Genomic DNA, 14591 nt, shown 5'->3' with positions numbered 1-14591 from the left:
AATGCCGATTAGGTATGTAACTTCAACACATTCTATGATTGAGATCGGGGCTGCTAGGCTAAATGTCGAGGGACAAGAACATGGTCCCATTGAAGTCGCTATTTTAGCGGCTTTTTTATTTTATCGGTACAAGTTCTTGTCCCATGCCAAGGACAAGAACTTGTACCGATTACCGGAATGGACAAGAACATAGTCCGATTACCGATTAGATGTATATCTAATCATTTAGCATATCACTTAAAGCCTCATTAAGTACCGTAACACATGAAAATGTTCAAATTGAACTGAGACGATGAGAGGTTAAGCACGAGCGGCTAGGTATTAAAAATGCGAAATATCAGACTGAAACTAGCTGTTGAGGACAAGAACTTGTACCGATTGCCGAAATAGACAAGAACATGTTCCCATTTACGATTAGATAAATATCTAAGTGTAGAAGTGAGTCTCTTTTAACGATTAACAGACTACAGGATGGATTATGATCAAGAGACCAACTTCAACGCTAGGAGGTATTTCCACTGGAATTGTAATCCCATATGAAATAGACAAACAAGTTCGTTAACAAGCACTTGAGCAAAGAAAAGGGGGAGGAGGCTGAATGTGATTTTGGATCACGGGAGGGGGAAACATATGCAGATATCGCACTTAGTGCTGATTTGATCATTGTTAGGGACAAGAACATGCTCCTATTACCGATTAGGTGTATATCTAATTGGTATCTTGCTCTTCGATTCATTAAACTACGTTTTATGGAATACTTTCATCCTTTTAAAGTCGCAGGATGAAGCATCATATAAAAGTCGAATAATGTCCAAAATGACCATAATGGGATGCTTCGGACGCATGAACACTCAAGGATTAGGTTAACGTAACTTATTTTATTTGCTTGTGATGATAAATTCTCTAAAAGTACATACCGACAGTGCTGGTTTTATCGATATTCCTGTAGCCTAATTAGGAAGCGTAACAGTGCTCGATATATCCTTAAAATATGGTTTCTAAAAGTCGAAAATCAACTTATTAAATACAACTTCGAATTCCGTGACGGGAATTCAGAGTTGTATATGAGTTTTAGTATGTTATAAAATACTTAATGTTTAAAATAGTTTAATTTCGTCTGCTCGAAAGCGGCACGGATTGGACCATCTTCACAACAGGGACGGGACTTGGAGCTCTGCCGGACAAGGAGCGCAACTGATCGTGTTCCCCGAGATATTCCTGCCCGGGTATCCGCGGGGTCTCAGCTTCGGTATGCGTGTTGGCAGCCGTAAAGTGGAAGGGAGAAAAGATTGGCAGCGCTACTGGGAAAGTTCGATTGACGTTCCAGGATCCGAAACTGAAATGTTGGGCCAATTGGCAAAAGAATTGGAAGTTTATTTGATTATCGGCGTGTTAGAGAGGGATCAGGAGTTCAGTACGGGCACTTTGTATAATGTTTTATATCAGGCCGGACGGGACTTTACTGGGCAAGCACCGTAAGCTGGTTCCTACCGGCTCCGAACGTATCCTGTGGGGGCAAGGGGATGGCAGTACGTTAAATGTCATCAATACCCCGTTCAGCAGAATAGGTGGCTTGATTTCAAATTGTAGATTGGAAAAGCACAGAACTATAACAAAAAACACTTCAACTCCACAATTAGGAGCACCTGCTTTTAAAAACCTTGATTGATAAATAGAAAAGGTCCTGAATCGTTAGGTTGGAATACCAAACGCTTCAGGACCTTTTTTGTTGGAGAGATATTAAGCTGCTAACTTGGATGCATCTTTTATATTGGACTTACGGGTAAGAGGTATAAATAATAGGATAGATAAGAACCCAAGTAACAAGAAGACAATTCCTACCCACATGACGCTTTGAATACCCATGCCATTGATAAATGCACCACTAACCATTGTACCAATGGTAACTCCAAGATTTGAAAATGCTACGAACAGACCGTTAGAGAAGTCTGGTGCTTCGGGCGCGGATGAAGTGATCATGTACTGGGAGATATTAAGGCCAAAAGTAAACAATACGCCCCAGAAAGCAATAAGAAGTATCATGGGAACAGTAAACGATCCGAGCAAGAATAGTACCAAATAACTACCAACAAACACGAGTGGATAGACAAAGGCAGTCTTTAACGCATTATTTGTAAGTAATTTACCTGCGAGTAAATTACCTATCATCCCTGTTAAACCAAATAGAATAAGCATTAAGCTAATCGTATTTGAAGACATTTCCGTTACACGCCCAAGGTACTCTGCAAAGAAGCTGAATGTTGCATACATACCAGAAAGGATAAAGATTGCACCAAAGATGGCTGCCCAAACAACACCTTTCTTCAAAATACGAACCTGTGAGCCATAAGACTGTTTTTGTTTCACGGGAAGGGAAGGGACAAAGAGAAGAATGGCCAAGAATGTTAAAGCATTTACAACAGCAAAGAATAACATCGCTATCTCAAGATTCGCATAGTCCGCAATGAAAGAGGCAATTGGAATTCCAATAATCATACCCGCGGTGAGACCCATGAATACACGACCGATTGCTTTTGGAGCCATTTCTGGACTAACTGAGGAAGCAGCTGCAGTAAAGGCAACAGACACGTAAACCGGATGTAGGAATGCAGGAACAATTCTTGCTATTAAGGCTATTGTAAAATTGGGGGCAAACATAGAAACAACGTTACTAACCACAAATAGCCCGATAGCAAGAAGCATAACACCTTTACGGTTAAATCCTGAGAATAACAATGGCAAGATAGGACCTGAAATTGCAACTGCGAGTGCGAATAGGCTAACAAGCAGGCCTGCAGTTGAAACGCTAACTCCAAAGTTTTCAGCAATGAGTGGCAATATCCCGATAATGCCCATCTCTGTATTAATGATTCCAAAAATCCCTAAAGCTAGGATGGAAATAAAAAATGCTTTTGATTTGGTAACAGACACAATATTCACTCCTATTTATATTATTTTGTATAACTACTGTGAAAATGAAAAAAGATATACTGATATTTTTCTATTAGGAATCAATCTATAATCAAAGATTCATCAGAGCATCTTCCCGATTTGTAAAATTAGCAAAATAACAATGGTAGGCTTAATCCCAGGCAAAGTAATATGCCATATTTTACGAAGCCTGCTCGCCAGCCTTTCGTCTCCGAATGGTCCATTCCGCCGCCAAGAAAAGAAGTACGATCGTTCCTATAACACTCGCCGTACCTCGTAGCTCATTCCCAGCGCGTTGATGAAGAGAAGCATAAGCGTATGTATTATCTGATTTGTAAAGCAGAACGCATAGCTGCGGATCATCCAGCGGCGGTGGTTTTCAACCCGTCCTTGTCGAATATGCAAGTATGCGCTCACTGTTATAAATATCTAAATGATATTAAGCAAATTGAAGGCTATACTCACGACCTTGCCTCCGGTCGCAAAAGGAGCCATATAGCCTAATGTGATGCATACGGCCAGTACGGCGACGACATAGACGTAGCCGAGAATACGATGCATCTTCCGGTACTTACGGAGCTTGGCACTAGCAAAGTTTATGACTCCCGCAGCGATTGCGATGCAGGCGAAGATGACGTGAACGTTCAGCATAGTTAGCCAGACAGGTAAATTCATCGGACGGATGAGCTTGGTCTTGTGGCTCAAAAAAACCGACGCATCCGGATCCAGGGCGAAACGATTCAAGAGCGTCCAGAAGACGAAGGCTACAGCAACGGTAATCAGGAGGCGGAAAGCACTTTTAGTGTTCATCAGCCTGGGCGCGTTACCTATCAATCGGCGAGAATCACGTTGACTGCGCAACCGGGCAAAATGGAAACCGGCGAATGTGAACAGTGAAATGAAAAAACAGCAATTAAGCGAGAACAAGAGACTGCGACTAATCGTCATGGCGCAACTCCATTACATGTTATTTAGAGTCATCAGCGCGATCCGGAATATAAACTTGTAATGAAAAGGGATGAACAAGGAGTAGAGTGTAAAGGCTCAGTAGAGCGCAAGCCCATGCATGGGCTGTAGATAGAATAGAATAAGCGGGGACCGTTGTCCCCGCCCTCCATATTGAAAAGTAAACTATCCGGGCAAAATGGCTTCGATTTGCTCCAGCTCTTCTGCACTAAGTTCCGGTGCATTCAAGGAGGCGACCGCATCCTCAATTTGGCTTACCTTGCTGGCTCCAATCAGGGCGGAAGTCACTCTGCCGCCGCGTAGCACCCAGGAGAGAGCCAACTGCGACATTTTCTGTCCGCGAGCAGCGGCAAGATCGTTCAGTTTCCGTACTTTACCGAGGACATCATCCGTAAGCTCTTTTTCAGAAAGGAAGACACTTGGTCCGGCGGCACGGGAATCGGCTGCGATGCCGTTTAGATAACGGTCAGTCAGGATGCCTTTTTCCAGCGGTGAGAACACGATGCTTCCAATACCTTCTTCGTCCAGTACATCCTGCAAGCCGCCTTCAATCCAGCGGGACAGCATCGAGTAATTCGGCTGATGAATCAGGCATGGAGTTCCGAGCTGGCGCAGGATTTGCGATGCTTTGCGGGTATCTTCCGCACTGTAATTCGAAATGCCGACATACAGGGTCTTGCCTTGGCGAACAAGCAGATCCAATGCAGACATCGTTTCTTCCAGCGGCGTGTTAGGGTCTGGGCGGTGGTGGTAGTAAATGTCTACATAATCCAGTCCCATCCGTTGCAAGCTTTGATCCAGACTGGATACGAGATATTTCTTGGAGCCCCATTCTCCGTAAGGGCCTGGCCACATATAATATCCGGCTTTGCTGGAGATAATCAGTTCATCACGATAAGCGGCTAAATCCTTCTTCAGGATTTGTCCGAAAGTCTCTTCTGCGGAACCGGCAGGAGGCCCGTAGTTGTTGGATAAATCAAAATGGGTGATTCCCAGATCAAAGGCTCTTCTCACCATCGCTCTGCCGTTCTCGAAGTTATCGATCCCGCCAAAGTTATGCCACAGACCTAGCGAAATAGCTGGCAGGAGCAGGCCACTGCGGCCAGTACGGTTATATGTCATCTTGTCATATCGGGTGGAGCTGGCATTATACATGAATGTTCCTCCTAAATGTGATTTGAAACGTGATCCTTTGAAGCACTTGGAAAAACCGTTTTTTCCGGAAGCGCATACTTTTGTTGGATCTAGCGCAATCTTCATCATAAAGCTGCATTCGTTTCAAGTTTGGTTTACGCTCTTATTGTAGCGAAAAGGCAGGTCCAAACGTATGTCAGCAAGGAAGTAGTTTGTTTGGTCACCCTTTCTCTAGAAGACTTGAACGACTTCATGAATGCCATCTACTTCTTCAAAAATGGCACGTTCTATGCCAGCCTTCAATGTGATCGTTGCACTAGGACAGCCGTTGCACTCTCCCAAGAATTTTAGTTTAGCCACTCCATCCTTAACTTGAACCAATTCGGCATCTCCACCATCGCGGTTTAAATAAGGACGCAGTTTTCTCAATACATCATCTACATCTTTGAACAATTCCTCAGAATCTCTCATTTCATGACTCCTTTCATAGAGGCTGTGCTATCAGCTTCACCGTTCGCATTTTCTCTAATTCATCAATCATGTCTTGATAAAACTTAACTCTTCACCTGGAATAACTTTCTAGAAATCGGAAGTACCGATCTTGCTCCTGCTTATGCAGCTTTCCGTACAGTGCATATAAACCCTGCTCTTTTGATGCTTGCAGCTAGGGTAAAGAAGAACTGCAATGATGTTACTTGGCGAGTTTTGCAAAGTATTCTAATGTTCTAACCAGTTGCGCGGTGTAAGACATTTCATTATCGTACCAGGCAACAGTTTTCACCAGTTGCTGGTCGCCAACGGTTAGAACTTTTGTTTGAGTTGCATCAAAAAGAGACCCGAATGTCATTCCTCTAACATCGGAAGATACGATCTCGTCCTCCGTGTATCCGTATGTTTCTGGATCTGATACTTCTCTCATAGCAGCGTTAACTTCCTCAACCGTTACCTTCGTGTTCAAAATGGCTACGAGTTCTGTTACGGAGCCTGTTGGCACAGGTACACGCTGAGATGCACCATCAAGTTTGCCCTTCAGTTCAGGAAGAACGAGGCCAATGGCTTTAGCAGCACCGGTGGAGTAAGGAACAATGTTCTCTGCTGCAGCCCGTGCTGCGCGGAAGTTTCCTTTTGAATCTGGCGCATCAAGGGTATTCTGGTTGCCTGTATAGGCGTGAACGGTTGTCATCAACCCGGATTGAATTCCAAATTTATCGTTCAGAGCTTTAGCCATGGGAGCCAGACTGACCGTTGTGCAAGAAGCACCGGAAATGACGGTTTCCGTTCCGTCCAGTGTTTCATGGTTTACGTTATACACGATGGTCTTCATGTCGGCTGTTGCCGGAGCGGAAATAACAACTTTATTTGCTCCGCCTTTCAGGTGAAGCTCGGCCTTTTCTTTGGTGGTGAAGAAACCTGTACATTCGAGTACGATATCTACGCCAAGCTCGCCCCATGGGATTTCTTCAGGGTTACGGTGAGCCAGCACTTTAATTTCTTGACCGTTAACAGTAAAGGCTCCAACATGAACTTCGATATCACCATGGAAAGTGCCTTGTGTAGTATCATATTTGAGCAGATGCGCCAGCATTTTTGCGTCAGTTAAATCGTTTATCGCTACAACCTCGATATTTTCCACCTCTTGAATTCGACGGAAAGCGAGTCTACCGATTCGCCCAAAACCATTAATGCCTACTTTTATGCTCATTGAATAAACCTCCTGTTTTCGTTCGAAATCCATTCCCCATTTTTTTGTCCAATTTGCCTTTGGAATGGTTTGTTTTTAAAAAAAAGATACCGATCGGTACCTTTATTATATCAAGATTTATGACATTGGCAAGGTTTCGGCCGTAAAATTTGATATAATGTTAGATTAGAATAAGATCATTCGGAGGAAGCTATGAAAAAAGGAGATCGAACAAGAGAGCACATTATTATGAAATCGGCAGCAATCTTTAATCAAAGAGGTTATGCCGGTACATCGTTAAACGATATTATTGCCGACACCGGGATTAAGAAGGGGGGCATCTATCGACATTTTACAAATAAAGATGAGATTGCGCTTGAAGCCTACAACTACGCCGCCAGTATAGTTGTCAGCAAATTTGCTGAGGCGGTCGAACGGGAGCAGTCTGCGTCAGGGCGGTTACTTGCTTTTTTTAGTGTTTATGAAGATGTTGTTGGTAATCCACCATTTGTTGGCGGATGCCCTATGCAGAATACAGCAGTAGAAAGTGACGATACTCATACGGAACTTCGAGATCGGGCAAGACTAGGGCTGCATAACCATTTGGATATGATAAAGAGTATAATTCTTAACGGAATATATAGTGGGGAGTTTAAGGAGGATATGAATGCAGATGCACTTGCTTCATTTGCCTTTTCCTTGCTCGAAGGAGGCATTTTACTCAGCAAGTTAGATGGGGATAATAAACATATGCAAATGAATACAGCATGCTTTGCATTCTATTTACAGAATTGTTGTTTGAAAAATAGTTAATCAGTTGTGCTTAGAAGCGTAGAGAGAATATGATGCTTTATGATCTCCCTCAACATTTTGGAGGTATATCGACATAAAAGTATTTGTAGCTGGTCAACCGGGGTTATTGACCGTATGCAGACTCAACCGGTTTTTGGAAAGGGCCTTGTTTTTCCCTAACTGGCAGATCAAATCTTGCTCAATGCTTCCCTAAGGGACGTTCGCATACCCATGGCGTTGGAAGGGGAAAGGTGGTATGATCGCGGAACCGAATGACAATGCACTACCGATTTTCTTGTTTCTGGTAGCGGTCAAACTGTTTATGTTTGCCATATGACCGGTCTGCGACTAGGATGTACTCCGGGTTTTTTGCGTTAAGGAATGAGTATTCATAAGGTTAAATCATTTTTTTACTTTGTGTCATGGGTAGGGACTTTGGTAGGGAACCATTGCAACTGGTGAAAGCAAAAATTGTCGGGGGACAAGAACATGTTCCCAATGGAGTCGCTATTTTAGCGGCTTTTTTATTTTATCGGTATAAGTTCTTGTCCCGAGCAAAGGACAAGAACTTATACCGATTGCCGGAATGCACTTCATTCTGGAGACGGGAAGATTGTCGCCCAGTTCATTCGGTCTAGAGCCGTGGAGATTTGTTGTGGTTCAAGAACAAGAACTGCGTGAGAAATTAAAACCGGTTGCTGGAGGTGCTCAAAGACAGCTGCCTACATCAAGCCACTTCATTCACATTAAGGAATCCAATTATTGTAGAGGGACAAGAACATATTCCCATTGAAGTCGCTAATTTAGCGGCTTTTTTATTTTATCGGTACAAGTTCTTGTCCCAAGCTAAGGACAAGAACTTGTACCGATTGCCGAAATGGACAAGAACATAGTCCGATTACCGATTAGACGTATATCTAAACATTTGTCACAGGCACTTAAAGCTTCATTAAGCACCATAATACATGAAAATGTTCACATTATACGAGTAGTGGGTCTTTTCTGAGTGACTAACCCATTAAAAGCTGCATATTGACTATCAGAAAGGAAATTGATTTTCATAAAAATTTCAGGAGGAAATTCCTGATAAATCCATCAGAAAATCTAATCAGTTATTTCATTCCATGTGTGTTGAGCATACTGCTCATGACTTCGGCAGATTCCTGCATTCCGCGTGCAATCCATTCTTCAATCCATGCAAGCACCCCACCTGCGACAAAAGACATCGTATAAGCAATCATGTTATCTGTTTCCTTTGAAGGACCGTAGAGTTCAATGTACGCTTCCCGAAATAGATGAAACAGATTCCTCTTTTCTAAGAGTATAAATAGAGAAGCCTTACTCTTCAATTTAGCAAAGAGATTTCCGAAAAGTTCTGCATTGGAATCCGAATTCCTTGAATCCCATTCTGTCTGCCAGTTCAATAGGATGGATTTCAGGTACTGAAGAAGAATATCCTCCTTGTCCGTATAATTGCGGTAAAACGAATTGCGGCTGACTTCAGCAGTCTTTGTAATCTCGTGAATCGCTATTTCCATTGTTGTCTTTTCTTCCAGCAATTGAAGAAACGCATCGGTGATCTGTTGTTTGACCAAACTGTTTCTGTCCTTATTGCCCACGGTGGAACAATACCTCCTCATTTGTACCATTTTTGATAAATGCTTGATTCAATACGAAATGGATGGTACATTTGTCTCGTCGAAAATAGTACAAAAGTTTATACAGGAAGTCAAGGAGGAAAAACAAATGATGACAAAACAGAGATGGATCATTCTGGCAATCATAATTATTGTCGGTTTTATTTTTGGAAGGTTGGCTGTCCGAGCTGTACTGAACTTTATGCTTGGAGGAACGTTATTTGGAGGTAATTTCTTATGAATATAAAAAGTGAGAAGTTAGAAAAGAGAGGGAAAAAGACGGTGAAGTTTGCAATTTTGTGTGTGCTGGCGTTCATTGTGTCTTTCGCAGGATCTGTAGTTTTTAAAATGACGTATGAGCCAGCAGCCTTGAAGAAATATTCGGTTGCCTGGAATGAAAAAATTGGAACTGCGCATAAGGACTTAGCTTATGGTAAAGGGGACGCACAGAAGTTTGATCTCTATTTACCGGCAGATAATACAAAGAAAAACTATGGTCTGGTCGTTTATCTTCATGCAGGCGGATTTACCAGCGGCGATAAGGCAGATGACGCAGGGATGTTACAGTGGCTTGCTTCAAAAGGCTATGTAGCTGCCGGTATCAATTACACATTATTTAATGAAAAGAATCCGGATGCTAATATCTACACACAGTCTATGGAGGTCAAGGACAGTATGCCGTATGTAATTGAAGAAGCTAAGAAGCTCGGATATAATATTGATGAAATGGCGATTTCCGGTGGTTCGGCAGGAGGCGCTCTGGCTCTACTTTATGGCTATCGTGATGCGGACACTTCGCCGGTTCCTGTCCGTATGGTATTTGAGGCTGTAGGACCGTCGAGCTTTTATCCGGAAGACTGGAAGAGCTATGGCTTTGACCAAAACAAGGAAGCGGCAGCAAACCTGTTTAGTAAAATGTCAGGTAAGCAGATCACACCTGATATGTTCGGGACAACAGAATATGATGGAACGATTAAGGATATCTCCGCACTTTCATGGGTAAACAAGAATACGGTACCAACCGTTATGGCATACGGAGCGCACGACAAATTCCAGCCGTATGATGGATCGGTTCGTCTGAATGATACACTCAATCAGTACAATGTACCACATGAATACACTGTTTTAGAGCATTCCGGTCATGGATTACAGAATGACAATAAAAAGTATTTGGAATATATGCAAAATGTAGAGGCATATCTGGAAAAATATATGCCTGTTAAAAATTAAGGGCATTTTAAATAAAATATTAAAAAGATCAAACAAGCTGGTTCCTTAATGTATGGAATTCTCAGATTGTTTGATCTTTTTTTCTAACTTAAGTTTTCCACGTTTTGTTGGCGAGATCCGTATATAACTTTTTTAGTATGTAGGGAAGGCTTCGTATGGTGAAAAATGGGGTTTAACGTGTACTCCGGGCCAGTGCAGAGCCAGTATGCCCGAGAATTTGTAAACTCATTCGCGAGGAACTGGCTGTGGACGGAGAGAAAGGTGCATGCGTCAACACTTTAATGATGCTATCCAAGGTGCTTGAATTTGAAGATTTCTGGAGTTACAGCTTAAAAGGCGCCCTGACCATTAACTTCTCTTTTGATTTGAATATCCGTTCGAAGTATTTTTGGCCAGTCGATCAAGGAGAGTTTGATGCAGCTCATGCATGGGTGGCGACTCCCCCGTTCACGGTTCTTGATTTATCTGTTAATCAGCAACACTATCAGGAGAGAGAAGAAGCTCGACTTCCCAATATGGTTGTGTCGGAAATCAGCTGTGACGGCTAACGTTGAGATTGGGTTCTTGATAAATTGGTACAGTCATCAATGCTTAGTTTGATATGGCAGGGAAGAGAAGTGAGCAGGAAGTGGTAGAGGAATTATATCAGTGGGCTGCAAATCATTCTTTTGGATGAATTAGATCATTTTTTACAGGAATCGATAGCAAATATTAGTGATAACGTGTTAAAAAAGCAATATAAAGAGATATGGGAAGAGATACAGGGGAAATTATCAAAAATGTAAATTAGGTATGGTAGCATCCTGTTCAAAGCTGAACAGGATGCTACCATTTGAATTATTTAGATGGCTCAGATAAAGGATGAGATGTTGATTACAGCAAAGGGCAGCAGAAACAATAACGTTCACTACCCTTGCCAACATATAAAATTATTGTTTGTAATCTGCGTTTATCGTTGTTTCTTTCCATTGTTCTATGCTTGCAAGCATGTTGTTAAATTTATAGGTTGCTGCATCATAGGCTTGTTGTCCAAGTAACAAACGAAGAGGCGGTTCCGTTGTTTCTACAACTTTAATCACTGCTTCAGCAGCTTTTGCAGGATCTCCAGCTTCTTGACCAGCACCTAGTTGAATACCTTGCAGCATTTGTCCAACAATGGATTCTTTAAGCTCAGGTATGTTTGTGTCTGTCTTGGCAGAAGAGCGGCCACCCCAATCTGTGCGGAAACTACTTGGCTCCATTAAAGTCACATGAATGTTGAAAGGAGCCAATTCTTGAGAGAGGCTCTCAGATATGCCCTCAACGGCGTATTTTGTAGCGTGATAATACCCGAGAGTTGGGAATGAAGTTAGACCGCCAATGGATGAGAAGTTTATAATGTGGCCACTTTTTTGAGAGCGCATGTAAGGAAGTACAGCATTCGTAACATGCATGAGTCCCCAGAAGTTAACCTCGAACATCTTACGGGTTTCTTCCTCTACGCTCTCCTCAACGGAGCTGAAATATCCGATTCCTGCATTGTTCACAAGCACATCAATACGGTTAAACTTCTCAATTGTACGGTCAACCACATTACGGATCTGTTCTGGACTAGTCACGTCTAGTGGGAGAGCAATCACCTGTTCCTCATGCCCGGCTGTAAGATCTGTGACCTGCTCAACATTACGTGCGGTCACTACAACTTTATAACCTGCATCAATCGCTTGCTGCGCGATGTGTCGCCCAAATCCTGTTGAACATCCTGTGATAAGCCATACTTTTGGTTCTGACAATGTAATCACTCCTTCAAGGTAATAACTTTACTTTAATTCTTAAAGTTAACTTGAAGTCAATACTAATTTCAAAAATGAATATTCGTTGACTATTTCATCTTTTTATACATCAAAACATCGTAGATCGCTATTTTGCGAATGATCTTCTCCAGATGGAATTGAGTCTGAGCCACGGCACGTTCCACTTTGGTTTTATGCATAAGCAAAAAATGTTTTCTGGCATCCAGAGAAGGATCGCCTTGTCGAATTAGCTCTGTATAAGCCTTAATATCTTCAATGGACATTCCCGTATCTTTTAGAGCGATAACCAGTTCAAGCCACTCTAGGACCTCGTCCGAATATTCTCTTCGACCTGAAGCATTCCGTTCAACGTGTGGCAAGATGCCTTCTTGTTCATAATAGCGCAGAGTGGAGGGGCGTAAACCTGTGATCTTCTCAATTTCACTAATACTGTACATGTCATGGGCTCCTTTCATAGTTAAAGTTAACTTGAAGTGAATTATATCTTTTTCATGAAGCAAAGGCGAATTCCCTGTCACTTGGCATGGTCATTAATCATTCTCTGTTGCATCGATCTCTTGAAATTCCCCATGCTTCAATCCAAACTTCTCCATCATATCTAAAACGGGCAGGAAATCGCGGCCTTTCTCGGACAGAGCATACTCTACCCGTGGTGGAACTTCCGGGAATACTTCTCTTGATATGAGCGCGTTTTCCTCTAATTCTCTCAATTGTTTGGTTAAAGAACCTTGCGGTATGTCATTCAGAAATGATCGAATTTCATGAAATCGTCGTGCTTGATCCTTCAAAAACCATATCATGAGAAACTTCCAACGTCCTGATAGTACGTGCTGAGTGTAAGCCATCCCAAAAATCATAGGGTAGTTTTCCTTAAACTCTTCATGAAATCAGTCTTTGCACATGCGAGTTCATAGATCTCGTCCTCTCACTGTCATCCTGATAGTACTAAAAAAGTGACTATGTTCATTATTTTTGCCTACTTCTATAACATTCAGGTCTCAATTAGTATAGAAGACATTGAGGGGGTCCTCAATCTAAGCTTTAACTATATATAAAAGGAGCTTGCCCAAATGAATAAGATTACCGAGTCGCTAAGGCAGCATTCGCGATGGGAGCCCAAGGCGTACATTTGGGAACAAGATTCATTGCGACAGTGGAAAATCATGCGAGTCTTGTTGCGAAGCGAGCAATTGTTGAGGTCAAAAGCCAAGAAATGATTGGACTCGAAGGGGGCCATGAGCGAACAATTCCATCACGGGGAGGAGTAAAAGCTTATCAGCCCATTAAAAGAAGGGAAGGCTCAAGAGGCTGTTCCTAGGAAGTTAAAGATGAAATTATAAACTATATTGTTTATTGCAATCCCAGTCGTCGAGCTGGTAAGAATATATTCACAAAAATGGCCTCTGGTTTTGGGTATTTTTGTATTATTCATACAATTTCTAGTTCAGATTACTGGATAAATATCTAACTTAATACACTGGCGGGAAACGATTAAATTACATCAAAGCCCAAATTCGTATCAACTATAACGTCGTAAGATATTTCTTTCACTAGTTTACATATTATTTGCTCATTATGAAGATTTTATTTTTTCATTCATCGTATACACCTATTCAAACGCCCTTCATAATAAAATTTACTTCAATCTATCGTTTTGTTAAAACACTGGATTAATTATTCGTTGTTTAAATACATTCCTGAAATGAATGGTATTGCGCGGCGAATATACTCTTCAGCATTCAATGAACTGGAATGACTCCAATTCACAGATGCTCCGTAAATACTTGCGCTTAACAAACCTGCACCAATTTGTATAGATTCTTGATCGAGTTCCGTGTATTGATTTTGCAATAGATTTTGGAATAATTTCTCTAATTCATATTTTATTTTTGATTCGTATACATGATTGAATGATTTCATGCTTCGTTTGCATTGTGAAGTCAGTTCCATTTCAAACTCAGACTGAAAGTTTGTTATCAAAAGAAAAACACGAATAATGGTCTCGCTATTTAACTGATCGAATCCTTCCAAACGTTTTCCTATTCGTTCGATAATAGCATCAGATATTACAAATTCCATTAGTTCATATTTATCTTCAAAATGAGAATAAAACGTTGCACGATTCACTGTTGCTTCATCAGTTATGTCTTGAATTGTAATATCTTTAAAATCTTTTTTTAAAGTAAGTTTAGTAAATGACTCAATAAGTAGTTTTCGAGTACGTACTATCCTTGGGTCGATTTTATTTTCAGGGATCATATCTTCTTCTCCTTTATTTCTAAACAACATAATTTTAGATATGTTGTTTAAGCAAAATTTGCACAGTATTGATGATTGATAGTGAAAAATCATTAATTTATAATTCGACTATACAACATTTGTGGTTTAAGAAAAAGATGCTGTTTAGTGAAATGGTCAGGAAGCTCA

At 41.5% G+C, this 14591-nt stretch carries 13 protein-coding genes and 5 pseudogenes; 7 read left to right on the top strand and 11 right to left on the bottom strand.

Annotated elements, in window-relative coordinates; translation table 11 throughout:
* Positions 1 to 1137: 1137 nt before the first annotated feature.
* Positions 1138 to 1579: pseudogene (locus MHB49_RS17330) on the top strand (nitrilase-related carbon-nitrogen hydrolase); the annotation flags it as partial.
* Positions 1580 to 1740: 161 nt separating this feature from the next.
* On the opposite strand, the gene MHB49_RS17325 reads toward MHB49_RS17330, so the two are convergent.
* The 6 genes and pseudogenes from MHB49_RS17325 to gap all read right to left on the bottom strand — a co-directional run bounded on the left by MHB49_RS17325 (position 1741) and on the right by gap (position 6733).
* Positions 1741 to 2931: an MFS transporter gene (locus MHB49_RS17325; RefSeq protein WP_405152301.1), complete on the bottom strand. Its 1191-nt coding sequence runs from the start codon at positions 2929 to 2931 to the stop codon at positions 1741 to 1743.
* Between the two features lie 105 nt (positions 2932 to 3036).
* Positions 3037 to 3129 (bottom strand): annotated as a pseudogene (locus MHB49_RS17320) (sugar ABC transporter permease); the annotation flags it as partial.
* A 57-nt stretch (positions 3130 to 3186) separates the two neighbouring features.
* Positions 3187 to 3741: pseudogene (locus tag MHB49_RS17315) on the bottom strand (DUF2306 domain-containing protein).
* Positions 3742 to 4062: 321 nt separating this feature from the next.
* On the bottom strand, positions 4063 to 5052 hold the full coding sequence (locus MHB49_RS17310; RefSeq protein WP_405152300.1) for an aldo/keto reductase: 990 nt from the start codon (positions 5050 to 5052) through the stop codon (positions 4063 to 4065).
* Between the two features lie 210 nt (positions 5053 to 5262).
* Positions 5263 to 5502 carry a NifU family protein gene (locus tag MHB49_RS17305; protein ID WP_163753924.1) on the bottom strand — a complete coding sequence of 80 codons (240 nt, stop codon included), beginning with the start codon at positions 5500 to 5502 and terminating at the stop codon, positions 5263 to 5265.
* Between the two features lie 220 nt (positions 5503 to 5722).
* Positions 5723 to 6733: a type I glyceraldehyde-3-phosphate dehydrogenase gene (gap, locus tag MHB49_RS17300; protein WP_405152299.1), complete on the bottom strand. Its 1011-nt coding sequence runs from the start codon at positions 6731 to 6733 to the stop codon at positions 5723 to 5725.
* Positions 6734 to 6925: 192 nt separating this feature from the next.
* Here gap and MHB49_RS17295 point away from each other — a divergent pair, with 192 nt between their 5' ends.
* A complete protein-coding gene (locus tag MHB49_RS17295; protein WP_405152298.1) occupies positions 6926 to 7525 on the top strand; it encodes a TetR/AcrR family transcriptional regulator in 600 nt (199 codons plus the stop codon).
* A 568-nt stretch (positions 7526 to 8093) separates the two neighbouring features.
* A pseudogene (locus MHB49_RS17290) lies at positions 8094 to 8252 on the top strand (nitroreductase family protein); the annotation flags it as partial.
* A 364-nt stretch (positions 8253 to 8616) separates the two neighbouring features.
* Here the strand turns inward: MHB49_RS17290 and MHB49_RS17285 are convergent.
* Complete coding sequence (locus tag MHB49_RS17285) at positions 8617 to 9123, bottom strand: TetR/AcrR family transcriptional regulator (protein ID WP_405152297.1); 507 nt, start codon at positions 9121 to 9123, stop codon at positions 8617 to 8619.
* Positions 9124 to 9250: 127 nt separating this feature from the next.
* Between MHB49_RS17285 and MHB49_RS17280 the strand changes: the two genes are divergently transcribed.
* The 3 genes from MHB49_RS17280 to MHB49_RS17270 all read left to right on the top strand — a co-directional run bounded on the left by MHB49_RS17280 (position 9251) and on the right by MHB49_RS17270 (position 10919).
* Positions 9251 to 9382 carry a hypothetical protein gene (locus tag MHB49_RS17280; protein WP_405152296.1) on the top strand — a complete coding sequence of 44 codons (132 nt, stop codon included), beginning with the start codon at positions 9251 to 9253 and terminating at the stop codon, positions 9380 to 9382.
* The gene (locus MHB49_RS17275; RefSeq protein WP_405152295.1) at positions 9379 to 10371 is read left to right on the top strand and encodes an alpha/beta hydrolase; all 993 of its coding nucleotides are present in this window, start codon (positions 9379 to 9381) and stop codon (positions 10369 to 10371) included. Before MHB49_RS17280 ends, MHB49_RS17275 begins: the two co-directional genes overlap by 4 nt.
* Positions 10372 to 10616: 245 nt before the next feature.
* Positions 10617 to 10919 carry a hypothetical protein gene (locus MHB49_RS17270; protein ID WP_405152294.1) on the top strand — a complete coding sequence of 101 codons (303 nt, stop codon included), beginning with the start codon at positions 10617 to 10619 and terminating at the stop codon, positions 10917 to 10919.
* 381 nt (positions 10920 to 11300) lie between these two features.
* Here the strand turns inward: MHB49_RS17270 and MHB49_RS17265 are convergent, their stop codons facing one another.
* The 3 genes from MHB49_RS17265 to MHB49_RS17255 all read right to left on the bottom strand — a co-directional run bounded on the left by MHB49_RS17265 (position 11301) and on the right by MHB49_RS17255 (position 13009).
* Positions 11301 to 12152: an oxidoreductase gene (locus MHB49_RS17265; RefSeq protein WP_405152293.1), complete on the bottom strand. Its 852-nt coding sequence runs from the start codon at positions 12150 to 12152 to the stop codon at positions 11301 to 11303.
* An 80-nt stretch (positions 12153 to 12232) separates the two neighbouring features.
* On the bottom strand, positions 12233 to 12601 hold the full coding sequence (locus MHB49_RS17260) for a MerR family transcriptional regulator (RefSeq protein WP_405152292.1): 369 nt from the start codon (positions 12599 to 12601) through the stop codon (positions 12233 to 12235).
* Positions 12602 to 12694: 93 nt separating this feature from the next.
* Positions 12695 to 13009: a winged helix-turn-helix transcriptional regulator gene (locus tag MHB49_RS17255; protein ID WP_405152291.1), complete on the bottom strand. Its 315-nt coding sequence runs from the start codon at positions 13007 to 13009 to the stop codon at positions 12695 to 12697.
* A gap of 257 nt (positions 13010 to 13266) precedes the next feature.
* Here MHB49_RS17255 and MHB49_RS17250 point away from each other — a divergent pair.
* Positions 13267 to 13482 (top strand): annotated as a pseudogene (locus MHB49_RS17250) (nitronate monooxygenase); the annotation flags it as partial.
* Between the two features lie 356 nt (positions 13483 to 13838).
* Here the strand turns inward: MHB49_RS17250 and MHB49_RS17245 are convergent.
* On the bottom strand, positions 13839 to 14423 hold the full coding sequence (locus MHB49_RS17245) for a TetR/AcrR family transcriptional regulator (protein WP_405152290.1): 585 nt from the start codon (positions 14421 to 14423) through the stop codon (positions 13839 to 13841).
* Positions 14424 to 14591: the final 168 nt, after the last annotated feature.

The organism is Paenibacillus sp. FSL K6-0108 (genome assembly GCF_045040695.1).
GTDB lineage: Bacteria > Bacillota > Bacilli > Paenibacillales > Paenibacillaceae > Paenibacillus > Paenibacillus pabuli_B.
Note: the sequence above shows the minus strand (reverse complement) of the source record. Positions and strands in the feature narration are given on the sequence as shown.

Bases quoted from the DNA above. Each gene is read 5' to 3' on its own strand.
- gap (WP_405152299.1), bottom strand. From the start codon at position 6,733: ATGAGCATAAAAGTAGGCATTAATGGTTTTGGGCGAATCGGTAGACTC.
- MHB49_RS17245 (WP_405152290.1), bottom strand. From the start codon at position 14,423: ATGATCCCTGAAAATAAAATCGACCCAAGGATAGTACGTACTCGAAAA.
- MHB49_RS17305 (WP_163753924.1), bottom strand. From the start codon at position 5,502: ATGAGAGATTCTGAGGAATTGTTCAAAGATGTAGATGATGTATTGAGA.
- MHB49_RS17310 (WP_405152300.1), bottom strand. From the start codon at position 5,052: ATGTATAATGCCAGCTCCACCCGATATGACAAGATGACATATAACCGT.
- MHB49_RS17260 (WP_405152292.1), bottom strand. From the start codon at position 12,601: ATGTACAGTATTAGTGAAATTGAGAAGATCACAGGTTTACGCCCCTCC.
- MHB49_RS17275 (WP_405152295.1), top strand. From the start codon at position 9,379: ATGAATATAAAAAGTGAGAAGTTAGAAAAGAGAGGGAAAAAGACGGTG.
- MHB49_RS17295 (WP_405152298.1), top strand. From the start codon at position 6,926: ATGAAAAAAGGAGATCGAACAAGAGAGCACATTATTATGAAATCGGCA.
- MHB49_RS17255 (WP_405152291.1), bottom strand. From the start codon at position 13,009: ATGGCTTACACTCAGCACGTACTATCAGGACGTTGGAAGTTTCTCATG.
- MHB49_RS17280 (WP_405152296.1), top strand. From the start codon at position 9,251: ATGATGACAAAACAGAGATGGATCATTCTGGCAATCATAATTATTGTC.